This is a genomic window from Aeromonas molluscorum (assembly GCF_051376105.1).
Lineage (GTDB): Bacteria > Pseudomonadota > Gammaproteobacteria > Enterobacterales > Aeromonadaceae > Aeromonas > Aeromonas molluscorum.
In genome coordinates, this window is sequence record NZ_JBPQCY010000001.1 from 1,745,724 (window position 1) to 1,769,204 (window position 23,481).

A 23,481-nucleotide genomic window follows, 5' to 3' on the forward strand; every position below is an offset into this window, starting at 1 on the left:
AGGAGCGGACCCCCTTAACCCGAGTTTAGCCCGCCCGGTCCAGTCCCGGGCCGACAAGTCGCAAGGGGCATGCCCCAGGACTCAGAGCAACAAACTCAAACGGGTCAACCGGGATCATTCATGGTGCTGACTGCTTTTCAGCGGGGGGCGACACCGACTTGGGATTGTCAGCCTTGGCCTCCCTGCGCTGAGGTGTGCAGCAGCGTCGATACTCAGGGGCAAGGCCCCAGCGCTGACTCCAGGCATCGTAACGGGCAAGCCAGCGTAACAAGATAGCTTTCATGGTCGACTCCTTGTATCTATCCATTGAACACTCTACGACCGTGCGCTTGGCTCGCCTAGTAGGGCCGGACAGACGGCGTTATGGCATGTCGAGCGGCAATAACAGACCCATGATGATTTCGTCGACATGGCGAGTATCCAGCCAATAGGCGTTGCGCCGGGTACCTTCATCAATAAACCCACATTTTCGATAGAGCCCATGTGCCGCCAGGTTATGGGCCATCACCCCCAGCTCCAGGCGCTTGAGCTCGCCCCAGCCCTGACTCCGGGCCCCCTGGCGCAACCCCATCACCACCTGGGCGCAGTGGCGATTGCGCCGCAAGCCACCCCCGATCATCACCGCGAACCCTTGCACCTCGCAGGCCTGGGTCAACAGCCACATACGCTGATTGGCACTGGCATGCATGGCGGCCAGACGCTGACGCTGACGCTGCCCCTCGATATCGGATGAACGCTCCCCCGCCTCGAACAGCATGAAACGGGTCTCCCGATCCAGTTGCCCAAAGAAGTGATCCAGCGCCGCAGCATCCTCCACACTCGCCAAACGAATCATCACCCCTGCTCTCCCTGCCTGGTTGTTACGCCTGTCTACAGCCCCAAAAAAAACGACTCCATTTGGAGTCGTTTTTATCAGAGCCATCTGGCTAATTCAAATCAGCTCTTGTTCGGCATGCCCACACAAGCCACGGCTTCGCCAACAAGGCGATTATCAGCTTTTGGCTGGCAGGCTCAGGCGGGCAACGGCTTCTACGTGCATGGAGTGCGGGAACATGTCCACCGGCTGCACCTCGTCCAGCACGAAGCCCTGCTTGACCAGATAGGCCAGATCCCGGGCCAGGGTCTGCGGGTTGCAGGAAACGTAGACCAGACGGCGCGGCGCCATGGCGACTAGGGTCTGCAGCACAGCCTTGTCGCAGCCCTTGCGGGGCGGATCCATCACCACCACGTCGGCGCTCACGCCCTGGGCATGCAGCTCTGGCATCAGCTGTTCGGCCTTGCCCACGTGGAATTCGGTGTGCTCTATGCCGTTCAGGGCCGCGTTGCGGCGGGCATCGGAAATGGCGCTCTCGACCGACTCTATTCCCACCACCTTGGCTGCCTTGGCTGCCAGGAACAGGGAGATGGTGCCGATGCCGCAATAGATGTCGAACACCGTCTCGCTGCCAGTCAGCTCACTGTATTCGAGGGCCTTGGAGTAGAGCACATCGGTCTGGCTCGGGTTGTTCTGGAAGAAGGAGAGTGGCGAGATCTCGAATTCGAGTTCGTGGATCTTGTCGCGAATGACCCCTTCCCCCAGCAGCACCCGGTTGCTTGCGCCCAGAATGCGGTTGGTACGCTCGTCATTGATATTCTGTACCAGGGTAGTGATGGGCAGATCCGCCAGCGCAGCCAGCAGCTCGGCTTCAAACGGCAGGGTCTCACCCAGGGTCACCAGCACCACCATCAACTCACCGCTCTTGAAGCCCTTGCGGGTCATCAGGTTACGTACGCAGCCACTGTGGTTGACCTCATCATAGGCCGCGATGTCGTGCTCGCGCATCCAGCCGCGAACCCGGGCGTTGAGCTCCACATGCAGGGAGTCCTGCACCGCGCAATCGTCGGCGGTGATGAGTGTGTGAGAGTGCTTGCGATAGAAGCCAATTTCGGCCCCGGCCTCAGTTCTCCGCACCGCATACTGTGCTTTGTTGCGATAGGCGAAGGGGCTATCCATGCCGATGATAGGATTGACCTGAGTCGCCAAGCCGGCTTGATCCAGCGCACTCTGTACCAGTGCCTGCTTCAACCTGAGCTGGGCCGGATAGGCCAGCGGCCGTACCTGGCAACCGCCGCACTCGGTATTGGGGCAAAAGTCGGCCACCCGATCCGCGGACGGCTGGGTCAACTCCACCAGCTTGCCGTGCAGGTAATTGGGTTTGACTTCGGTCAGCTCGACCAGGGCTTGCTCGCCGGGCAAGAGGCCCTCGACAAACAGGGGGCGATCGAACAGGCGACCCTTGCCATCCCCTTTGTCGGTCAGTTCTAGGATATCGATCTGATGTTGGTGTCCCACTAACGGCATGAGCGGCTCCGAAGGCATTGATGAAAGGGTGAAAGCAGGGCTGACCCGGCTACCCCAAATAAAGGGTGGCAGAGTTTAGCGGAGATCCGGCCAAATTGCAGGTATAAAACATCGCCAGAAGAAAACAGCCAGGGGACGAACCGGCCATACCGCCAGGTATAAAAAAGCCACCGGATATGACCGGCGGCGTGATTGGCAAGTGGTCTGCGCCTTTACTGGCTGTAGGCCTTCTCCCCATGACTGGTAACGTCCAGGCCTTCGCGCTCCGCATCCTCCTTGACCCGCAACCCGATGAGCATATCCACCAGCTTGTATGCCAGAAAGGCAACCACACCGGACCAGAGAACGGTCACGCCCACACCTATGGCCTGGATCTTGACCTGGGCCAGGATGGAGTAATCTGGCGCCACCTGGTTGGTGACATAATCCCATACCCCAGTCCCCCCCAGATCCGGGCTGGCGAACACGCCGGTCAGGAGCGCGCCCAGGATGCCGCACACCCCGTGCAGGCCGAACACATCCAGACTGTCATCGGCGCCTAGCAGTCGCTTGAGGCCATGCACACCCCAGAGGCCCGCCACCCCGCTTAGCAGCCCCATGATGAGCCCCCCGCCCACACCGACAAAACCGGCGGCCGGGGTGATCACGACCAGCCCAGCCACGGCTCCAGAAGCCGCTCCCAGCAAGGAGGGCCTCCCCTTCATCAGCCACTCGGCCAGTGTCCAGGAGAGCGCAGCCGCAGCCGGAGCCAACCAGGTGTTGATAAAGGCCAGCGCGGCCGTGCCATTCGCCTCCAGGGCCGAACCTGCGTTGAAACCAAACCAGCCGAACCAGAGCAAGGAGGCCCCAATCATGGTCATGGTCAGGCTGTGGGGTGTCATGGCATCACGGCCATAACCAAGACGCTTGCCGACCAGATAAGCCCCCACCAGCCCGGCCACGGCCGCATTGATGTGAACTACGGTACCGCCCGCAAAATCGAGATCCCCATGCTGGAACAGATAACCGGCGGTGGCGGTGGCGGCCGTTGCGGCCTCAAGACTGGTATAAGCGTCAGGCCCTGCCCAGTACCACACCATGTGCGCCAGCGGGATGTAGGAGAAGGTGAACCAGAGCACGGAGAACAGCAGCACGGCGGCAAACTTGATGCGCTCGGCGAAGGCGCCCACGATCAGGCCGCAAGTGATGGCCGCGAAGGCCCCCTGGAACACGACATAGATGAATTCGCTGATACCCACTCCCTTGCTGAAGGTGGCTGCGATGGAATCAGAGGTTACCCCTTTGAGCAGCAACTTGTCGAAGGAACCATAGAAGCTGTTGCCTTCGGTAAAGGCGAGCGAGTAGCCATAGACCACCCACAGCACGCAGATGAGTGAAAACAGGCTGAACACCTGCATCAGCACGCTCAACATGTTCTTGCTGCGCACCAGTCCACCGTAAAACAGTGCCAGACCCGGGATCGACATCAGGATCACCAGCGCCGCCGACAGCAGCATCCAGACATTATCCCCTTTGTTGATAGTCACGGCAGCGACGGGCTCGGTGGCTGCGACCACATCCTGTGCCCAGCTTGGGGCCGCCAGCAAGGTGGTCAGCGCCACCGAGCCTGTCATCATGAGTCTCTTGCGCATGTCATCATCTCCTTCCCTGTATTTCCGGCAACGGATCTGTTTTATTTGCTTATGAAAATGTGAATTCGGTGGCTCATATAAAACATTCCCGACCATCTCTTCCATCACCGTCTTGGCTGATGTGCCCTTATTGGTGCGCCATCATGGCAAGCTGATGAGGTTGAAGCATAAAACAGGCCAGTTAAAAAACTCTTTTCTATCAGCAAATTGAAAGGTAAAAGCACGAAGCAGCACCATAATAGTGCAATCAATGCGCCAATCCATGCCATGCTGCACCGCGACCGGGCAGCGCCCGGCGATGCACCTGAATGGCGCAACGCCTGGCTGCCAGTAGCGGGTTGCTGGGCGAGCCTGTGCTGACGGGAAGCCAGCCGCACTGGCCGCGGGGATAGTTCCGCTATCGGCTGGATTGGCAGCCAACTCAGCAAGCTGCGGGACACTGAGCGGAAATGGCGGCTCTATCAGGCTTGTTGAATGGATGGCGACATTGACTGGCAAGGAGCGCCGCCCCAGACGTGATGTCCGGGCGTACCACCAGCAGAGGTATAAAAGATGAAGACGCAGTATTTTGCAGCAACCAGCTTGGATGGCTTCATCGCCACCGAAGATGACTCACTTGACTGGCTCTTCCCCCTCGGCAACGTAGCCGAATCCAGCTACCCGGAGTTCATCGCCAATGTGGGCGCCCTGGCGATGGGCTCGGCCACCTATGAGTGGATGTTGCGCCACGCCGAGCGCGTCACCGCCGAGACAGGCTCCGCCTGGCCCTATCACCAACCCACTTGGGTGTTCTCTAGCCGTCCCCTGCCAAGCATACCGGGTGCGGACATCCGTTTCGTCAATGATGAGCCACGCCATATTCACCCCGAAATGCGGGCGGTGGCCGGGAAGACCAACATCTGGATCGTGGGGGGTGGCGATCTCGCCGGCCAGTTTCATGATGCTGGTTTGCTGGACGAGCTTATCCTCCAGGTGGGCTCCGTTACGCTAGGTCAAGGCAAGCCTCTGTTTCCCCGCCGGGTACTTAGCCCTGTGCTGACGCTGACCGACGTTCGTCAGATGGGAAGCAGCATGGTCGAGCTGCGCTATGAGATAGCCAGGCCGGTTTGAGAGAATAACGCAAGATTAGAGGGGTCTAACAAGCCAGGGGCACCCGCCGCCAGGATGTGAAGCCTCAGTGCACGTATCCAACAAGCAGACCGCAGGCCGGGCCCTCTTGTTGCGGCAGGGTTGGCAGCCTAACGTCGGGGTACTGCGCATCAGCACGGTGTCCCGGGCTACACGACCTCCTGCATCCCGTTGTCTGTTGTGCTCGCCACTTGCCCGCGTGGGCGAGTACAGAAAAACAAAAGGCCATCCGCATGGATGGCCTTTTGTCATTGAATTCTAGAATGGTGCCCGGGGTCGGACTCGAACCGACACGTCTTTCAACGGCGGATTTTGAATCCGCTGCGTCTACCGATTTCGCCACCCGGGCAACTGCGAGGGATTATACGAATGGCGCTTCGGCATGCAAGGGGTTTTTCGCGCACGACCTCTCGTTTGCTCATTTATTCAACGCCTTGCCGTTGATTGCCCAGTTACTTAGAATGCCCTCAACTTTTTAATGGAAACCTACCCATGGCCAAGCGCAAGACAGTCCAACCTTTCCAGGTCACACCCCCTGTTCATTCGCACCCTTCCGCCGGGCTACTGCGCCGCCTCGGAGCCCTGCTCTATGACTACCTGGTGGTTATCTCGCTGCTGGTGATCGCTGGCTTCATCGGCATGGGCATTGCCCAACTGCTGCTTGTGACCGGTCTGGTGACCCTTCCCGAAGGGAAAGATGTCAGCTGGCTGCTGACCGGCCCGCTCTACAGTGCCTGGCTGGCGCTGGTGATCTTTGGCTTTTATATCTGGTTCTGGACCCGGGCCGGCCAGACCATTGGCATGCGCGCCTGGCGACTGCGCATTCAGAATGTGGACGGCAGCAATATTCGCATCACCCAGGCCATCATTCGGCTGGCCACGGCAGCCTTTGGACTCGGCAATCTGATGTGCCTGTTCGATCGCCAGCGTCCCAAGGCATTCCAGGACATCTGGGCTGAGTGCGAGGTGATAGTACTGAGCAAGCAAGAGAACCTGAACATGCTCAATAAATAGGAATGGGGAGATGAAGAAAGGGCACCGCCGGTGCCCTTTCTTGTCTCTAGCCACTATGACTCCATTAGCGTCTGCGACTGAGGATATAGAGGGATATGCCGCCAAACAGCAGACTGGGCGCAACGGCCGCGATAATGGGTGGCACCGCATAGACCAGACTGACCGGACCAAACACGCGGTCACTCACATAGACCACGAAGCCGGTCATGATCCCCATCAGCATGCGTGCCCCCATGCTCACCGAGCGCAGCGGCCCGAAGATGAAAGAGGAAGCGAGCAGTATCATGGCGACTACCGACAGCGGCGCCAGCAGCTTGCGCCATAGCTCCAGTTTGTAGCGCCCCGCGTCCTGTTTGTTGGCATCCAGATAACCGACATAGTCGCGCAAGCCGGAGATGGAGAGATTCTCCGGATCTATGCTGACCACACCGAGCTGTTTGGGGGTGAGATCTGACGTCCAGGTCATCTGGGGGAGATCCTCGCTGAGGATACGGGTCGGATCGTCAAAGCGGGTTGCATGGACAGATTTAAGCAACCAGTGGTGCTGCTCGAACATCCCCTCCTTCGCCTGTACCACATCGATCAACTTGCGCTCCGGCGTGAAGCGATAGAGGGTAATGCCCATCAGGGCGCCATCATTGCGCACCCCGTTGATGTTGACGAAATTGTGGCCATCCCGGGCCCAGACCCCGGAAGCCGATACGGTCAGTCGCCCTTCGGACATGGCACCGGCCTTGATATCGTCTGCGGTACGCTTGGCGATGGGCGCCACATACTCACCCACCAGACTGAACACCAGCATCAGCGGGATGGCCGTCTTGAGCGCCGCCACCACTATGCTGAGCTTTGAGCGACCGGCGGCCTGCATCACCACAAGCTCGGAACTGCTTGCCAGCTGGCCCAGACCGATCAGCCCCCCCAACAGTGCCGCAAGGGGGAAGAAGAGTACCGCCTCCTTGGGCATGGAGAGCATGACGAAATAGAAGGCGTTGACCATGTCATAGTTGCCATCGCCGACCGACTTGAGCTGCTCCACATACTTGATGAGCGCAGAGAGGCCGACCAGGGTCACCTCACACAGCAGGATCGACATGAAAATGACCCGGCCGATATATCTATCGAGAATGCCAAACATCAGCAGAGGTTCCTATATTGCAGCATCATGCGTTTTCTCTTGGAATACCGAGCGCAGAACGGGTTTGCCCTAAAGACGACCCGATTGATATGCCTATCGAGCATGCCAGACATCAGTAGAAATCCCTATGTGGCAGCATCAATGTGACCCCGAATTGAAGAGTCGCCCTTTGACCCCATTCCACCAGGCGGTGCCCTGCAGGTTGAGTGGCACCCCGATCAACAGCAAATAAGCTATCGGTACCCAGAACATGCCTGGCCAGTGCGGGAGACGACCACTGTCGATGGCCGAACGTGCCGCCGACAGCAACAGGAAGTAGGAAAGATAGAGCAAGATAGCCGGCAGCAGCTTGGCGTAGCGTCCCTGACGGGGATTGACCCGGGCCAGGGGAACCACCAGGAAGGTGAGCACAGGGATGGAGAGCGGCAGTGAGATACGCCACTGCAACTCGGCCATCAGCTGGTTATCCTGGGTACCGAACAATTCCATGGTTGGCTTGGCTGCCGATTTGCGATTGGAGTGCTCGGCCTCTTGCTGACGGATGACCAGGCTGTACTCGCGAAAATCTGAGTTCTGAAACTGCTTGCCATTGAAGTGTCCCTCATAGCGGGAACCATCCTTCAGAGTCAGCCACTGCAGACCATTCTCATCCACGGTCACCTGGCCTTCGGTCGCAATCACCACGGACGGCGGCGTCGTGCCCTGAGCGCGCTGCAACACGAAGATATTATGCAACACTGAGCCCTTGTCATTGAGATCCTGGATATAGGCCACCAACTTGCCGCCATCGAGCTCCATGAAGCGGCCCGCCTGCAGGAAGGAGATGCCCGGATCGGCCTTGAACTCGTCGATCACCTGATACTCGCGCTCCTTGGCAAGAGGCGCGACCCAACCGGTGTTGAAGGCTGCCACCATGGCGGTCAAGAGCGCCAATATCATGGTGGTCACCATGACCCGACGCGGACTCACCCCCACCGCATGCATCACTGTCATCTCACTTTCGGCATAGAGACGGCCGTGAGCAAACAAGATGGCCAAAAACAGACTGATAGGCAGCATCAACAGCGCCATATTGGGCAAGTTGAGCAGCATCAAAGTCGATATGAGGCGCGTGGGCACCTCACCATCGGCGGCATCGCCAATGATCTTGATGAACTGTTGGCTGACGAAGATAAGCAGCAGCACGAACAACACTGCCAGCTGGGTTTTCAGGGTTTCCCTGAACAAATATCGGAAAACGATCACAGTCATTCCCAAGTAAACTTGTGTTTTTAGTCGAATGCCTGAAAAATAGGGCCCTATATTGGATTTTTACCAGTTTGAACTGCGGAGCCTGTGGCTGTTCGCTCCGCCTCTGATACCCAACAAGCACTGCATTATTCAATAAAAGGTGCCTTTTGTCTTTAGGATGTAGGAGATTCCATGGAGTTCAGTGTAAAGAGTGGCAGTCCTGAGAAGCAACGCAGCGCCTGCGTCGTGGTGGGTGTATTTGAACCCCGCCGCCTCTCTCCGGTGGCCGAACAACTGGACAAGATCAGCGATGGCTACCTGAGCTCGCTGCTGCGCCGTGGTGACCTGGAAGGGAAACCAGGCCAGATGCTGCTGCTTCATCAAGTACCGGGTGTGCTGAGCGAGCGTGTCCTGCTGGTGGGCTGCGGCAAGGAGCGGGAGCTCGATGAACGCCAGTACAAACAGATCATCAACAAGACCATCACCACCCTCAACGAAACCGGATCCATGGAAGCCGTCTGCTTCCTGACCGAGTTGCACGTCAAGGGTCGTGACACCTACTGGAAGGTCCGCCAGGCGGTAGAAAGTACCAAGGCTGGCCTCTACAGCTTCGATCAGTTCAAGACCAATAAAGCCGAACCACGTCGCCCGCTGCGCAAGCTGGTATTCAACGTGCCGACACGTCGGGAACTGACCATAGGCGAGAAAGCCATCTCCCACGGCCTGGCCGTGGCGAAAGGGGTTCGGGTCTGCCGCGACGTGGCGAACATGCCGCCCAACGTCTGCAATCCGGCTTACCTCGCCTCCCAGGCCCGTCGCCTGGCCGATTCGTATGACAATATCACCACCAAGGTGGTGGGCGAGCAGGAGATGGCCGAACTCGGCATGAACTCCTACCTGGCAGTGGCCCGCGGCTCCGAAAACGAAGCCATGATGGCCATCATCGAGTACAAGGGTCACCCTGAAGCCAAGCCCATCGTGCTGGTCGGCAAGGGCCTCACCTTCGATTCGGGTGGCATCTCCATCAAGCCGGCCGACGGCATGGACGAGATGAAGTACGACATGGGTGGCGCCGCCTCCGTGCTCGGTACCATGCACGCCCTGGCCGAGTTGCAGCTGCCCATCAACGTCATCGGCGTGCTGGCGGGCTGCGAGAACATGCCAGGTGGCAATGCCTATCGCCCGGGGGACATCCTCACCTCCATGTCCGGTCAAACCATCGAAGTCCTGAACACCGATGCCGAGGGTCGCCTGGTATTGTGTGATGCACTTACCTATGTGGACAGATTCGATCCGGACACAGTGATTGACGTCGCCACCCTGACCGGTGCCTGCATCATCGCCCTGGGCCATCACACCTCGGGTCTGCTGGCCAATCACAATCCGCTGGCCCATGAACTGCTCGGCGCTTCGGAGCAGGCTGGCGATCGCGCCTGGCGCCTGCCGATGTTCGACGAGTACCAGGAACAGCTGGAGAGCCCCTTTGCCGACATGGCCAACATTGGCGGCCGTCCGGCCGGAACCATCACGGCTGCCGCCTTCCTGTCGCGCTTCACCAAAAAGTACAACTGGGCTCACCTGGACATAGCGGGTACCGCCTGGAAGAGCGGCAAGGACAAGGGCGCCACTGGTCGTCCGGTGCCTCTGCTGACCCAGTTCCTGCTCAACCGGGCCGGTGTGGACATTGAAGAAAAAGAGTGACCATCCGCCAGCCTGCTGATCTCGATCTTGCTCAACAGGACTAGCATGGACATCAAAGAGAAGGAGTGACACCCGGTGGGCCTGTGCTACCCATGCCCTGGCCCTCCTGTTACCCTTAACGCACAAGGAAGAGGCTCGCCTCTTCCTTGTTTCATTACAGAACTGACGGGCAGGGCAACCGCTGCGCTCCCGCCGACAAATCTGCGGCGCGCAGCCCAGCTTGCGCCAAGCGCCGTCACCGCCACACGGGATCGAACCTGATGAGCCAAGTGACCTTCTACCTGATGAGCGAACCGGATGAGACCGGAGCCAGCGCCTGCGAGCGGCTCGCCTGCCAGTTGGCGGCCGAGAGCTGGAGCAGCGGTCACCTCTATGTGCATTGTGCAGACCAGGCTCAGGCCGAGCGACTCGACGAGCTGCTCTGGCAGCTGCCGCCGGATCGCTTCGTGCCCCATCAGCTACAGGGCGAAGCGGGCCAAGCCCCGGTAGAAATTGGCCATCAGCCCCCCAAACGGCGCTACGCCCGGCTCATCAATCTGGCCTGGGAGGTACCTTTGTTTGCAGGGAACTTCCCTCAAGTGGTAGATTTTGTCCCCACTGACGACACGCAGAAGCAGCAAGCCCGCGAGCGCTACAAGCACTATCGCCAGGCAGGCCATGCTCTCGAGATGAGAGACCAGCCCGCACTTGCAGCACACAATCCGGCGCAGCCCTGACTGCCCCCATTTTTATCCATCAGAACCTATCAGCATACGGCGAGACCATGGAAAAGACTTTTAATCACAATGCCATCGAACAGGCGCTCTATCAGCACTGGGAATCCCAGGGTTACTTCAAGCCCCACGGTGACACCAGCAAAGACTCCTTCTGCATCATGATCCCGCCGCCGAACGTCACCGGCAGCCTGCACATGGGTCACGCCTTCCAACAGACTCTGATGGACACCCTGATCCGCTACAACCGCATGCAGGGCAAGAACACCCTGTGGCAGGCAGGTTGTGACCACGCCGGTATCGCCACCCAGATGGTGGTTGAACGCAAGATAGCCGCCGAAGAGGGTAAGACCCGCCACGACTACGGCCGTGATGCCTTCATCGACAAGATCTGGCAGTGGAAAGAAGAGTCCGGCGGCACCATCTCTCGCCAGATGCGTCGTCTGGGCGACTCCGTGGATTGGGAGCGCGAGCGCTTCACCATGGATGAGGGTCTCTCCGAAGCCGTACAGGAAGTGTTCGTGCGCCTCTACGAAGATGGCCTGATGTACCGTGGCAAACGCCTGGTCAACTGGGATCCCAAGCTCAACACCGCCATCTCCGATCTGGAAGTGGAAAACCGCGAGATCAAGGGCCACATGTGGCACCTGCGCTACCCGCTGGCGAACGGCGCAAAAACCAGCGATGGCCAGGATCACCTGATCGTCGCCACCACTCGCCCGGAAACCATGCTGGGTGATACCGCCGTTGCCGTGAACCCGGAAGACCCCCGTTACAAAGCGTTGATCGGACAACACATTCTGCTGCCGCTGGTGAATCGTCTGATCCCCATCGTCGCCGACGAACACGCCGACATGGAGAAGGGCACCGGTTGCGTGAAGATCACCCCGGCCCACGACTTCAACGATAACGAAGTGGGCAAGCGCCACAACCTGCCGATGATCAACATCTTCACCCTGGATGCCCATGTGCGTGCCGAGGCGGAAGTCGTTGATGGCAACGGCAACCCCAGCACCGCCTATGATGCCGCCCTGCCGAGCGAATTCGCTGGCCTGGAGCGCTTCGCTGCCCGCAAGGCGATTGTGGCCAAGCTGGATGAACTGGGTCTGCTGGACGAGATCAAGGATCACGTGCTGCAACAGCCCTACGGCGATCGTGGCGGCGTGCCCATCGAGCCGATGCTGACCGACCAGTGGTATGTGCGGGTGGCCCCCATGGCCAAGGACGCCATCGCCGCGGTAGAAGATGGCCGCATCCAGTTCGTTCCCAAGCAGTACGAGAACATGTACTTCTCCTGGATGCGCGACATTCAGGACTGGTGCGTCTCCCGCCAGCTGTGGTGGGGTCACCGCATCCCGGCCTGGTATGACGAGGCCGGCAAGGTCTATGTCGGCCGTGACGAGGCCGAAGTGCGCGCCAAACACAATATTCCGTCCGTGACCGTGCTGCGTCAGGATGAAGACGTGCTCGACACCTGGTTCAGTTCCGCCCTGTGGACCTTCTCCACCCTGGGCTGGCCGAACAACACCGAGGCGCTCAAGACCTTCCACCCGACCGACGTGCTGATGAGCGGCTTCGACATCATCTTCTTCTGGATAGCCCGGATGATCATGATGACCATGCATTTCATCAAGAACGAGGATGGCACCCCGCAGGTTCCCTTCAAAACCGTCTACATCACCGGCCTCATCCGGGATGAAGAGGGCCAGAAGATGTCCAAGTCCAAGGGCAACGTGCTGGATCCCCTCGACATGATTGACGGCATCAGCCTGGAAGATCTGCTGGAGAAGCGCACCGGCAACATGATGCAGCCGCAGATGGCCGAGAAGATCGGCAAGCGTACCGCCAAGCAGTTCCCGGAAGGGATTGATGCGCACGGCACCGACGCCCTGCGCTTCACCCTGGCGGCGCTGGCTTCCACCGGCCGCGACATCAACTGGGACATGAAGCGCCTGGATGGTTACAACAACTTCTGCAACAAGCTGTGGAACGCATCGCGCTACGTGCTGATGAACACCGAAGAGCAGGATTGCGGCTTCTCTTCGCAAGGTAATGGCGGCGAGATGCAGTTCAGCCTGGCGGATCGCTGGATCCAGTCCCAGCTGCAAGTGGCCATCCGTGATTTTCGCACCGCGCTGGATACCTATCGCTTCGACATGGCCGCCGGCATCTTGTACGAGTTTATCTGGAACCAGTTCTGCGACTGGTATTTGGAGCTGACCAAGCCGATACTGGGTAAGGGTTCCGAGGCCGAACAGCGTGCCACCCGTCACACGCTGGTCACTGTACTGGAGACCTTGCTGCGTCTGGCTCACCCCATCATCCCGTTCATCACCGAGACCATCTGGAAGTCGGTGGCGCCGCTGACCGGTGTGCACGCCGATACCATCATGCTGCAAGCCTTCCCACAGTTCGACGCGACCAAGGTGGACGAAGCCGCCATGGCAGATCAGGAGTGGGTGAAGGAGTTTATCGTCAGCATCCGCAACATCCGCGCCGAGATGAACGTGGCACCGAGCGTGCCGCTCAATGTGCTGCTCAAGTGCGATGCCAAAGATGGTCAGCGCGCCCGGGGCAACGAGGCCTCCCTCAAGTCCCTGGCCCGTCTGGAGTCCATCTGCGTGCTTAGCGAAGGTGAAACCGCCCCGCTGTCGGTGAAGAAGCTGATCGGTAACACCGAGCTGATGATCCCCATGGCGGGCCTCATCGACAAGGAAGCCGAACTGGCCCGTCTGGCCAAAGAGGTGGCCAAGCTGGTTGGCGAGTGTGGTCGCATCGAAGGCAAACTCGGCAACGAGGCCTTCGTGGCCAAGGCGCCGGATGCCGTCATCGCCAAGGAGCGCGAGAAGCTGGAAGATTACCGTCTCCAACTCACCAAGCTGGAAGCCCAGCAGGTGGAAATCGCCGCCCTGTAAGCAGCAACCCTGCCACAAGCATCGCCATATCGAGCCCCCTGCCAGCAGGGGGCTTTTTTGTGGCCGTCTCACAGAGCGCGTCGTGATGCGTTTTTACAAGCGGATCCCCGCCAAATTTATTACACTGCCGCAGTGTTCACTATGTGGAGTTAGCTTACTGTATGGAAATGTTGATCCTGATTGGATTGATTGTGCTCAATGGCCTCTTCGCCATGTCTGAAATCGCCATCGTCACGGCCCGCAAGGCGCGGCTCAGCAAGCTTGCCGCCGAGGGGCGCCACTCTGCGGCCATTGCATTGCGCCTGGCCGAGGATCCCACCCAGTTTCTCTCTGCTGTGCAAATTGGCATCACCAGCATAGGCCTGCTCAACGGCATCTATGGTGAGTCAGTGCTGGCCAAACCCTTCGCCCTCTGGTTGCAAGAGTGGGGGTTGACCCCAAGCACCAGCAGCCTGCTTGCCACCGTGCTGGTGGTCGTCAGCGTTACCTATCTCTCCATTGTCATCGGGGAGCTGGTGCCCAAGCGACTCGGCCAGATAAGCCCGGAGCGCATCGCCTGCCTGATGGCACGTCCCATGCTTTGGTTGGCAACCCTGACCCGCCCCTTCGTCTGGCTGCTCTCCGCCTCGACCCATGCCAGTTTGCGGCTATTGCGGGTCAGCCAGGAGAACAACAGCCAACTCACCCAGGAAGAGATCCACGCCATGCTGGAGGAGGGCTCCGAAACCGGGGTCATAGAGGCTCATGAGCGCACCATGCTGCGCAATGTGTTTCGCCTAGATGAGCGCCGGCTCGAGTCCATCATGGTGCCCCGCAGCGACATCTGCTATCTGGATCTTGCACTTCCCTCCGAGGTCAACCTGATGCGGATGGTGGAGTATGGTCACAGCTTCTTCCCGGTGTGTGACGGCAGTCTCTCCAATCTGGTCGGCATCCTCAACGTCAACAAGGTGCTCCACGCCTATGTGCGTGGCGAAGCCATCGATCTGGCGGCCCTCACCCAGGATGGCAGCCTGCTGCCGGAGACCCTCAACGGCCTGGAGCTGCTCAACCATTTCCGCAGCCACGCCGAACACATGGTGCTGGTAGTTGACGAGTATGGTGAGTTGCAGGGTCTGGTGACCCAGCAGGATCTGCTCGAAGCGCTGGCGGGTGATTTCCAGCAGGGTGAAGATCAGGACAACTGGATTTTTCAGCGTGCCGACGGCAGCCTGCTGCTCGATGGGCTCATCCCCCTGCCAGAACTCAAGGATTGTCTGGGGATAAGCCGCCTGCCAGAAGAAGAGGATCATCACTATCACACCCTGGGCGGTCTCATCATGCTGCTGCTGGGACGAGTGCCTCAGACCGGGGATCTGGTCTCCCTGGATCAGTGGCATCTGGAGATCGTCGACATGGATGGTCTGCGTATCGATAAAGTGTTGGCGACCTCAACCAAGCAGTCGGCCGAGGCCGTGGAGTAGGCATTATGATGGAGCAGTTTTCCCAGTTGGCGCACGCCTTCATGACCCAGGATCTCGCCACCCTGTCAGATCCCAGGATGGCCTTCATGGTCTGCTGCGTGCTGCTGACCTTTCTGGTGCTGGAGAATGGCTTCATTCCTACCGCTTTCCTGCCCGGGGACAGCTTGCTTATCCTGACCGGGGTACTCATCTATCAGGAGGTGATCTCCCCCTGGGTGGTGCCCCTGTTGGTAGTCGCGACCTTCGTCGGAACCTGGCTCGGTTACATGCAGGGCCGCTTCCTCGGCCACACCCAGACCTACCATCGCCTAATGTCCCACATGGAGGAGAAGCACAAGCAGAAGGTGTTCTACCTGCTCAACAAATACGGCATCCTGACCCTGATCACCGCGCGCTATATCGCTTTCGTGCGAACCGTCTATCCCTACATAGTCGGTGCTACCGAGATCCCGCAGGGGCGTTTCCTGATCGTCAATCTGGTCAGCTCCATCCTCTGGGTCAGCCCGTTGGTGAGTCTGGGTTATTACCTGAGTCACACCAAGCTGGCTGCCCAATATGAGACCCAATTCCTCAGCATCATCCTCTACCTGCCGCTGGTGCTGCTCGCGGCCGGTCTGGTAGCGCTGATCTGGCGTTGGCTGGTGAGGCGCAAGCCCACGCCGGAACAAAATAAACCCTGAATGAAAAGGCCATGGCAACATGGCCTTTTTTAATCACGATTATTAATAAAATAGCCGCCGCCGACCTTGTAAAGCCACGACAAAAATGCGTGAATCTACCGCCTTTTTCTGGAGTTGGATGGAGTTGTCGTATGAGGGGTCAGATGCGCACCTTGACGTTGTTGAGTACATTGGCTGGCCTCATGCTGCCCGCCCTGGTCATGGCCGCGCCCAATCCTGCAAAACTGCAATTGCAGTCGAGCAGCGCCCTGGTGATGGAGGTCGGCACCGGCAAGACGCTCTATCAGAAGAATGCAACCAGTCGCCGCCCCATCGCCTCTCTCACCAAGCTGATGACGGCTCTGGTGGTGCTTGATGCCAGGCAAGATCTCAACCAGACCCTCACCGTGGACAGCAACGATCGCGACGCCATCAAGCACACCTATTCTCGCGTGCGCATGGGGACCAAGATCAGTCGCCGTGATGCCCTGCACCTGGCGTTGATGTCTTCGGAAAACCGCATGGCCTCGGCGCTGTCTCGTCATTACCCCGGGGGACGTGCCGCCTTCGTGCGTGCCATGAACGCCAAGGCCAAACAGCTGGGGATGCGCAACAGCCGCTTCCATGATGCCACCGGCCTCTCCAGCAGCAATGTCTCCACCGCCCAGGATCTCGCCAAGCTGATCGCAGCCGCCTATCGCCAACCACTGATCCGCCAGTTTACTCAGGACAGCGATGAAGAGATGCGCTTCGCGGTACCGGGTTACAGCCTGCACTTCAATAACACCAACCCCCTGGTCAAGAACCCTGACTGGGATGTGCGCCTCTCCAAGACCGGCTTCACCAATGAAGCGGGGCGCTGCCTGCTGATGCGTGCCAAACCGGATAACAAGGAGTTGGCGATTGTCCTGCTCAACTCCTTTGGCAAACGCACTCCCATTGGCGATGCCAACCGTATCCGCAAGTGGCTCAAAACCTGAGTAGAAGCTCGTTTGGCTCGATCTGACCCAAAGAGGGATGCCATGGCATCCCTCTTTGCTTTTCTGCCTCAGCCAGGGCCTTGAGAGCTTTGCAGGCCGCTTGCCTGCCCCCTTGTCCCTCTGTCTCGCGCCCCTAACATCCTCAGAGCACATTCTTGCACTAGGTGTATCAGCATTGGTGCCAACACAGATACAGCGTGTCTCTGCACTCTCTGAGCCCGGCTCAAAAGAGCGACGCGGTCGCGTCGTGGATAAGATGGCGAGTGAGCCTCGAGCCGACCAGGAAGCGCCGACATGAGGCTACCGGTGGCTTGGTGTGGTTCACCTGCAAGGTGGGCGGCAAGGCGCGATGAGGAGGCTGGGTATCAAGATAGGCTGGCGGGAGGCCGGGCTGTCACACATCCTGCCTCGCGCTTCGATAGGCGCGGGGGAAATCAACAGCCTCAGTTTGGCCCATAAAAAAACAGCCTCGACCTGAGTCGAGGCTGTCTATATGGTGCGCCCGGGAGGATTCGAACCTCCGACCACCTGGTTCGTAGCCAGGTACTCTATCCAGCTGAGCTACGGGCGCTCATTAACTTTTGACATTGCTTCTTAATATGGTGCGCCCGGGAGGATTCGAACCTCCGACCACCTGGTTCGTAGCCAGGTACTCTATCCAGCTGAGCTACGGGCGCTCACAAACTTTTGTGTACTGCTTTCAATATGGTGCGCCCGGGAGGATTCGAACCTCCGACCACCTGGTTCGTAGCCAGGTACTCTATCCAGCTGAGCTACGGGCGCTCATAAACTTTTGGTGTTGCTTTAAATGGTGCGCCCGGGAGGATTCGAACCTCCGACCACCTGGTTCGTAGCCAGGTACTCTATCCAGCTGAGCTACGGGCGCCCTGTTTTTAAAGCGATAAAAAAAGCTTACTTATCAGTAAGCCTTTTCTAAAGTGTCAACTTGCTGATGGTCAACACATGACTCTTGCTTGAGTCGTAATATGGTGCGCCCGGGAGGATTCGAACCTCCGACCACCTGGTTCGTAGCCAGGTACTCTATCCAGCTGAGCTACGGGCGCAAATGGCGGAGAAGGGGGGATTCGAACCCCCGATGCGGGTATAAGCCGCATACTCCCTTAGCAGGGGAGCGCCTTCAGCCTCTCGGCCACCTCTCCGTTTGCGGGGCTGATAATACTTCACAGGGATTTTTAGTCAAACACTTTTTTGGAGAAAAAAGACCGTTCGCTCAGCATTTGGCCAAAGAGTGGAATATTCAAACAAAATCGATACTTATCCCACTGTTTATGCCCTTGACGGACTTGTTGCCACCCCAGAAAAACAAAAGGCGACACTGTTGTGTGTCGCCTTAACGCTGCCATGAAAAGCGGCTTAGAAGTTGGGCTGGCCTGGTACTTTCTCGGCCTGTATCCGCATGTAGATCTCTTCGCGGTGTACAGAGACTTCTTTCGGTGCATTGACGCCGATACGGACCTGATTGCCTTTCACGCCCAATACGGTCACTGTCACTTCATCACCTATCATCAGGGTTTCCCCTACACGACGAGTCAAAATAAGCATTCGCTTGCTCCTGTATTCTGTTTTGTTTTTGTATCGATAATCGACATTATCTTACAAAGATACCGATATGGTAAATGGTTGAAACTAAATCAATCCGGGATTGTTGCCCAGAGGCTGTTCACTCGGCTCCTGATCCAACCCGAAGGCCGCATGCAGTGAGCGTACTGCCAGCTCCAGATACTTCTCGTCAATCACTACGGAAATCTTGATCTCTGAAGTTGAAATCAACTGCATGTTGATCCCCTCCTCACCCAGCACCTTGAACATGGTGCGGGCCACGCCGGGATGATTCCACATTCCCACCCCGACAATGGAGACCTTGGCTATCTCACCATTGCCCTGAACACAGGCGGCGCCGAGCTCACTGGCCGTCAGCTCGAGCAGAGCACGGGCACGGCGATAGTCATCGCGATTCACCGTGAAGGTAAAGTCTGCGGTGCCGTCCCCCAACGTATTCTGAACAATCATGTCCACGTCGATGTTGGCATCGCTGATAGGGCCGAGGATCTGAGCCGCAACGGTAGGCCTGTCCGGCACACCCAAAATGGTCAGACTGGCCTCATTGCGATTGAACGCAATGCCCGATACCAGGGGAGCTTCCATCCTCTCACCTCCATATGTGATTAAGGTTCCCTCGCCATCGATAAAGCTCGACAGCACCCGCAGTGGTACCCGGTACTTTCCGGCAAACTCCACCGAGCGGATCTGCAGTACCTTGGCCCCCAGGCTAGCCATCTCCAGCATCTCCTCGAAGGTGATGGTAGAGAGACGGCGCGCCTTGGGTTCAATACGCGGATCCGTGGTATAGACACCGTCCACATCGGTGAAGATATGGCACTCATCGGCCTTGAGGGCTGCCGCAATCGCCACCGCAGTGGTGTCGGAACCGCCCCGGCCCAGGGTAGTGATGGCATTGTGTTCATCACGACCTTGGAAGCCAGCCACCACCACCACCTTGCCACTCGCCAACTCACTCTGCAGCGAGTCGGTATCTATGTGAGTGATCCTCGCCTTGCCATAAGCCGAATCGGTATGAATGCGCACCTGATCCCCGGTCATGGAGACGGCCGGGCAGCCACGCCGATTCAACGCAATGGCGAGCAGAGCAATAGTGACCTGCTCGCCGGTGGAGACCAGCACATCCATCTCACGCCGCTTGGCGTCCGGATCCAGTTGCTGGGCCATGCCCAGCAAGCGGTTGGTCTCCCCCGACATGGCGGAGACGACCACCACCACATCGTGTCCTTGGCTGCGGGTCTGAGCGACCCGTTCAGCGACCGCTTCGATTCGATCCAGGGTGCCAACCGAGGTGCCACCGAATTTCTGTACATAGAGTGCCACAGATCACCTCGCCCTATTAAAGGCGCTCTTCCAGCCAGGAGTGGACAGACTGCAGTGCCGCCGGCACGGCTTCCGGTTGAGTACCACCAGCCTGCGCCATGTCAGGACGACCACCGCCCTTGCCGCCAACTTGCTGAGCCACCAGATTGACCAGCTCACCCGCCTTGACCTTGCCGATCAGATCCTGGGTCACGCCGGCGATCAGGTTGACCTTGCCTTCGCCACTGGTGGCGAGCAGCACGACACCGGACTTCATGCGGTTCTTCAGCTCGTCCAACATGCCGCGCAGGGACTTGGGATCCACGTCATCCAGGGCCGCGATCAGCACTTTTTGACCGTTAATCTCGACGACATGACTCAGCAAGTCGCTGCCTGCCTGGGCAGCCAGCTTGGCCTTGAGCTGCTCCAGCTCACGCTCCATCAGCTTGGACTTGTCCAGCAACTGACGCACCTTGCTGCCAAGGGAGAACTGATCGCCCTTGACCAGCGCAGCGGCTTCTTCAATCTGTTCGGCCAACTGGTGGAGGAAGTCGATGGCACCTTTGCCGGTCACGGCTTCGATACGACGGATACCCGCGGCGATCCCGCTCTCGGCGATGATCTTGAAGAAGCCGATGTCGCCGGTGCGTTTGGCATGGGTACCACCACACAGCTCAGTGGAGTAATCCCCCATGCGCACCACCCGCACATCTTCTTCATATTTCTCGCCAAACAGCGCCATGGCGCCGGCGGCTTTGGCCGCCTCCAGATCCATGACCTGGGTAGCGATGTCATGGTTGGCACGGATCTGGGCGTTGACCAACTCCTCGATGCGACGAATGGTCGCCATGGTCAAGCCTTCGAAATGGGAGAAGTCAAAGCGCATCCGCTCAGCACCGACCAAGGATCCCTTCTGGGTCACATGATCCCCCAGCGCCTGACGCAAGGCGGCATGAAGCAAGTGGGTGACAGAGTGGTTCAGGGCCACGGCCTGACGGCGCTCGTCATCGACTTCGGCCACCACGGCATCCCCCTCTTCCAGGGTGCCCAGCTCCAGATAACCGGTATGGATAATGGCTTTACCCGCCTTGCGGGTGTCGGTCACGGCGAAGATACCGTCATCTACCTTGATGATGCCTGTATCGCCCACCTGACCGCCTGACTCGGCGTAGAAAGGCGTCTTCTCTAGTACCACGACCGCCTCTTCGCCAGCGATGAGGCCACTCACCTGAACACCATCCTTATAGATGGCCAGCACACAGGTCTGCTCGGTCAGGGCCTGATAACCGGTGAAGGGGGTCTCGAAGTCGAGCTTGAGCACATCGTTGTAATTGACACCGAAGCTGGAAGCTTCCTTGGCGCGGGCACGCTGCTTCGCCATCTCGCTGTGGAAGCCCTCTTCGTCGATAGCTATCTCGCGCTCGCGCACCACATCGGCGGTCAAATCCGCCGGGAAGCCATAGGTGTCATACAGCTTGAACACCACGTCCCCCGGGATGACTTTGACATCGCCCAGATTGGCCAGCACATCTTCGAGCAGCAACAGGCCACGATCCAGCGTACGGACGAACTGCTCCTCTTCGATGCGCAGAACCCGCTCGACCAGAGAGAGCTGGGCGCTCAACTCGGTGGCCACATCTTTCATCTGCACGGCCAGCTCGGCGGCCAGCTTGTAGAAGAAGACATCGGTGGCACCCAGCTTGCGACCATGACGCACGGCGCGACGGATGATGCGGCGCAGTACATAGCCACGCCCCTCGTTGGAGGGCATGATACCGTCGCCGATCAGGAAGGCGCAGGAGCGGATGTGGTCGGCGATAACGCGCAGGGATTGATTGCTCAGATCCTCGGTGCCCACTATCTCGGCCGCCTTCTTGATCAGTGCCTGGAAGATGTCGATCTCATAGTTGGAGTGCACGCCCTGCATGATGGCGGAGATGCGCTCCAGCCCCATGCCGGTGTCCACGGATGGACGCGGCAGCGGTTCCATGGTGCCATCGGCCTGGCGGTTGAACTGCATGAACACCACGTTCCAGATCTCGATGAAGCGGTCGCCATCCTCTTCCGGTGAACCGGGAGGGCCACCCCAAATATGATCGCCATGGTCGTAGAAGATCTCGGTGCAGGGACCGCAAGGACCGGTATCACCCATCTGCCAGAAGTTATCGGAGGCAAAGGCGGCACCCTTGTTGTCACCGATACGCACTATGCGGTCGGTTGGCACGCCAATCTCGTTGGCCCAGATGTCGAAGGCTTCATCATCGGTTTCATAGACGGTGACCAGCAGGCGCTCTTTGGGCAGCTTCAGGGTTCCAGTCAGGAACTCCCAAGCGAAGCGGATAGCATCCTGCTTGAAGTAATCGCCGAAGCTGAAGTTACCCAGCATCTCGAAGAAGGTGTGATGACGGGCGGTATAGCCCACGTTTTCCAGATCATTGTGCTTGCCGCCCGCACGTACGCAGCGCTGGGAGCTGGTCGCCCGGTTATAGGCGCGCTTGTCGGCACCAAGGAAGACATCCTTGAACTGATTCATTCCGGCATTGGTGAACAGCAAGGTCGGATCGTTGTGCGGTACCAGTGAGCTGGACGACACTACCTGATGCCCCTGGGAGCGGAAGTACTCGAGAAACGCGTTGCGGATCTCTGATGTGGACATATACATGGAAAATCCTGCTTGATTCAGATACGGACTTTTAATCGCCTTAATGTAAGTTTTCTGCGGGGTAAAGTAAAACCCACTGGCCGCTCCTCCCTTAAAAAGCCGATGAAAAGAGACCCCGCGCGACATGCAGGGCATGACGCCCGCAAAAAGCGGCGGCCGGGCTCAGATCCTGGCTGACGAGAGACCTGAACATGCCGCGCAACGCACCCAAAAGTAGCGGCAGCCCCATGACGATCGCCAATAGTCGACGCCCCGACACCCTAGCCAAAAAGGATGGCAGGAAGCCGTGACCAAGATGCCACGGCCAAACGTCAACGACAAAACACCAAAGAAAGGGAAGCAGGGGGGGCGGCGATACACCACAGAAAAGACGCATGACGGCAGGGAACAAGAGGCATGAGCCTCATACCAAGAAGGGATTGACTTAACGTGACGAGGGAAGGCGCAACTCCCTGGCTGAGCAAGCCATCATGCTTGCCATTCAGTCGTCGCCAGCCTCGCTCTCGGCCAGCAGAGTATCCAGGGCATAACGAGCCTGATCCTGATTGAAACCTCGCCCCAGCAGATACTTGAGCCACTTCATGCGCACCTTGAACTCCTTGAGAACGGCACCATCGGTGCGGCGCTGCAACAGGGTAAGGGCCAGCTTGAACCAGTCCAGCTCGGGCTGATCAAACGCCAGCTCCAACTCGGCATCACTCAGCCCCTTGCGGCGCAGATCGAAGCGGATCTTGGTTGGACCATGACCCTTGGCCGCTCCGGCCCGCACCGCCATGGCCCCATAACGCTCATCGGATACCCACTGGTGATCACGGCAATAATCAAGAACAGCCTGACTCACGGCCTCATCATAACCCCGCTTTCGCAGGCGCATCAGCAGCTCTGACTCGGCACTTTCCCGTCTGCCCAAACTGCGCATTGCGTAGGCGCGGGCGGCGGCAAAGGCTTCTTCAAATGACAACTCTGGCTGCTCCGTCATGGCTCCCTCGTCCATAAAAACAAGGCCGGGGGTTAGCCCGGCCTGTC

General features: G+C 58.7%; 19 protein-coding genes and 7 tRNA genes. 8 read left to right on the plus strand and 18 right to left on the minus strand.

The window, feature by feature from the left end:
- Positions 1-118: 118 nt before the first annotated feature.
- From ACSMDR_RS08530 to ACSMDR_RS08550, 5 genes are all read right to left on the minus strand, one after another.
- Positions 119-283, minus strand: coding sequence for a DUF5363 family protein (locus tag ACSMDR_RS08530; protein WP_436467922.1), 165 nt, complete (start codon positions 281-283; stop codon positions 119-121).
- A 78-nt stretch (positions 284-361) separates the two neighbouring features.
- On the minus strand, positions 362-835 hold the full coding sequence (locus ACSMDR_RS08535) for a GNAT family N-acetyltransferase (RefSeq protein WP_436468229.1): 474 nt from the start codon (positions 833-835) through the stop codon (positions 362-364).
- Positions 836-991: 156 nt separating this feature from the next.
- Positions 992-2,341 carry a 23S rRNA (uracil(1939)-C(5))-methyltransferase RlmD gene (gene rlmD, locus ACSMDR_RS08540; protein WP_436467923.1) on the minus strand — a complete coding sequence of 450 codons (1,350 nt, stop codon included), beginning with the start codon at positions 2,339-2,341 and terminating at the stop codon, positions 992-994.
- A gap of 212 nt (positions 2,342-2,553) precedes the next feature.
- Positions 2,554-3,972 (minus strand): ammonium transporter, encoded by a 1,419-nt coding sequence (gene amt / locus ACSMDR_RS08545; RefSeq protein WP_436467924.1) that lies wholly within the window; start codon positions 3,970-3,972, stop codon positions 2,554-2,556.
- A gap of 141 nt (positions 3,973-4,113) precedes the next feature.
- Positions 4,114-4,470, minus strand: a complete 357-nt coding sequence (locus ACSMDR_RS08550; protein ID WP_436467925.1) for a hypothetical protein — start codon at positions 4,468-4,470, stop codon at positions 4,114-4,116.
- Positions 4,471-4,524: 54 nt separating this feature from the next.
- On the opposite strand from ACSMDR_RS08550, the gene ACSMDR_RS08555 reads away from it, so the two are divergent.
- Positions 4,525-5,082, plus strand: a complete 558-nt coding sequence (locus ACSMDR_RS08555; protein ID WP_005907254.1) for a dihydrofolate reductase family protein — start codon at positions 4,525-4,527, stop codon at positions 5,080-5,082.
- 282 nt (positions 5,083-5,364) lie between these two features.
- Here the strand turns inward: ACSMDR_RS08555 and ACSMDR_RS08560 are convergent.
- A tRNA-Leu gene (locus ACSMDR_RS08560) sits at positions 5,365-5,449 on the minus strand.
- Between the two features lie 143 nt (positions 5,450-5,592).
- On the opposite strand from ACSMDR_RS08560, the gene ACSMDR_RS08565 reads away from it, so the two are divergent.
- Positions 5,593-6,114 (plus strand): RDD family protein, encoded by a 522-nt coding sequence (locus tag ACSMDR_RS08565; protein ID WP_436467926.1) that lies wholly within the window; start codon positions 5,593-5,595, stop codon positions 6,112-6,114.
- Positions 6,115-6,178: 64 nt separating this feature from the next.
- On the opposite strand, the gene lptG is transcribed toward ACSMDR_RS08565, so the two are convergent.
- Positions 6,179-7,249, minus strand: a complete 1,071-nt coding sequence (lptG, locus tag ACSMDR_RS08570) for an LPS export ABC transporter permease LptG (RefSeq protein ID WP_436467927.1) — start codon at positions 7,247-7,249, stop codon at positions 6,179-6,181.
- 138 nt (positions 7,250-7,387) lie between these two features.
- Positions 7,388-8,500, minus strand: coding sequence for an LPS export ABC transporter permease LptF (lptF, locus tag ACSMDR_RS08575; RefSeq protein WP_005906554.1), 1,113 nt, complete (start codon positions 8,498-8,500; stop codon positions 7,388-7,390).
- Positions 8,501-8,671: 171 nt separating this feature from the next.
- Here lptF and pepA point away from each other — a divergent pair, with 171 nt between their 5' ends.
- From pepA to pbpG, 6 genes are all read left to right on the plus strand, one after another.
- Complete coding sequence (gene pepA, locus ACSMDR_RS08580; RefSeq protein WP_005906556.1) at positions 8,672-10,180, plus strand: leucyl aminopeptidase; 1,509 nt, start codon at positions 8,672-8,674, stop codon at positions 10,178-10,180.
- Positions 10,181-10,440: 260 nt separating this feature from the next.
- Positions 10,441-10,896 (plus strand): DNA polymerase III subunit chi, encoded by a 456-nt coding sequence (locus tag ACSMDR_RS08585; protein WP_436467928.1) that lies wholly within the window; start codon positions 10,441-10,443, stop codon positions 10,894-10,896.
- A 47-nt stretch (positions 10,897-10,943) separates the two neighbouring features.
- On the plus strand, positions 10,944-13,808 hold the full coding sequence (locus ACSMDR_RS08590) for a valine--tRNA ligase (protein ID WP_436467929.1): 2,865 nt from the start codon (positions 10,944-10,946) through the stop codon (positions 13,806-13,808).
- Between the two features lie 161 nt (positions 13,809-13,969).
- Positions 13,970-15,271, plus strand: a complete 1,302-nt coding sequence (locus tag ACSMDR_RS08595; protein ID WP_040319300.1) for a hemolysin family protein — start codon at positions 13,970-13,972, stop codon at positions 15,269-15,271.
- An 8-nt stretch (positions 15,272-15,279) separates the two neighbouring features.
- A complete protein-coding gene (locus tag ACSMDR_RS08600) occupies positions 15,280-15,951 on the plus strand; it encodes a DedA family protein (RefSeq protein ID WP_436468230.1) in 672 nt (223 codons plus the stop codon).
- Positions 15,952-16,094: 143 nt separating this feature from the next.
- Positions 16,095-16,910 (plus strand): D-alanyl-D-alanine endopeptidase, encoded by an 816-nt coding sequence (gene pbpG / locus ACSMDR_RS08605; RefSeq protein ID WP_407919106.1) that lies wholly within the window; start codon positions 16,095-16,097, stop codon positions 16,908-16,910.
- 494 nt (positions 16,911-17,404) lie between these two features.
- On the opposite strand, the gene ACSMDR_RS08610 is transcribed toward pbpG, so the two are convergent.
- The 10 genes from ACSMDR_RS08610 to ACSMDR_RS08655 all read right to left on the minus strand — a co-directional run bounded on the left by ACSMDR_RS08610 (position 17,405) and on the right by ACSMDR_RS08655 (position 23,434).
- Positions 17,405-17,481, minus strand: a tRNA-Arg gene (locus ACSMDR_RS08610).
- Positions 17,482-17,510: 29 nt separating this feature from the next.
- Positions 17,511-17,587, minus strand: a tRNA-Arg gene (locus ACSMDR_RS08615).
- Between the two features lie 29 nt (positions 17,588-17,616).
- Positions 17,617-17,693: transfer RNA gene (locus ACSMDR_RS08620), tRNA-Arg, on the minus strand.
- Positions 17,694-17,719: 26 nt separating this feature from the next.
- Positions 17,720-17,796, minus strand: a tRNA-Arg gene (locus ACSMDR_RS08625).
- A gap of 101 nt (positions 17,797-17,897) precedes the next feature.
- Positions 17,898-17,974: transfer RNA gene (locus ACSMDR_RS08630), tRNA-Arg, on the minus strand.
- A gap of 3 nt (positions 17,975-17,977) precedes the next feature.
- Positions 17,978-18,070 (minus strand) — tRNA-Ser (locus ACSMDR_RS08635).
- A gap of 214 nt (positions 18,071-18,284) precedes the next feature.
- Positions 18,285-18,473 (minus strand): carbon storage regulator CsrA, encoded by a 189-nt coding sequence (gene csrA / locus ACSMDR_RS08640; RefSeq protein WP_005315760.1) that lies wholly within the window; start codon positions 18,471-18,473, stop codon positions 18,285-18,287.
- Positions 18,474-18,557: 84 nt separating this feature from the next.
- On the minus strand, positions 18,558-19,814 hold the full coding sequence (locus ACSMDR_RS08645; RefSeq protein WP_005903222.1) for an aspartate kinase: 1,257 nt from the start codon (positions 19,812-19,814) through the stop codon (positions 18,558-18,560).
- Positions 19,815-19,830: 16 nt separating this feature from the next.
- Positions 19,831-22,455, minus strand: a complete 2,625-nt coding sequence (alaS, locus tag ACSMDR_RS08650) for an alanine--tRNA ligase (protein ID WP_436467930.1) — start codon at positions 22,453-22,455, stop codon at positions 19,831-19,833.
- Between the two features lie 481 nt (positions 22,456-22,936).
- Positions 22,937-23,434, minus strand: a complete 498-nt coding sequence (locus tag ACSMDR_RS08655; RefSeq protein ID WP_436467931.1) for a regulatory protein RecX — start codon at positions 23,432-23,434, stop codon at positions 22,937-22,939.
- Between the last annotated feature and the right edge of the window lie 47 nt (positions 23,435-23,481).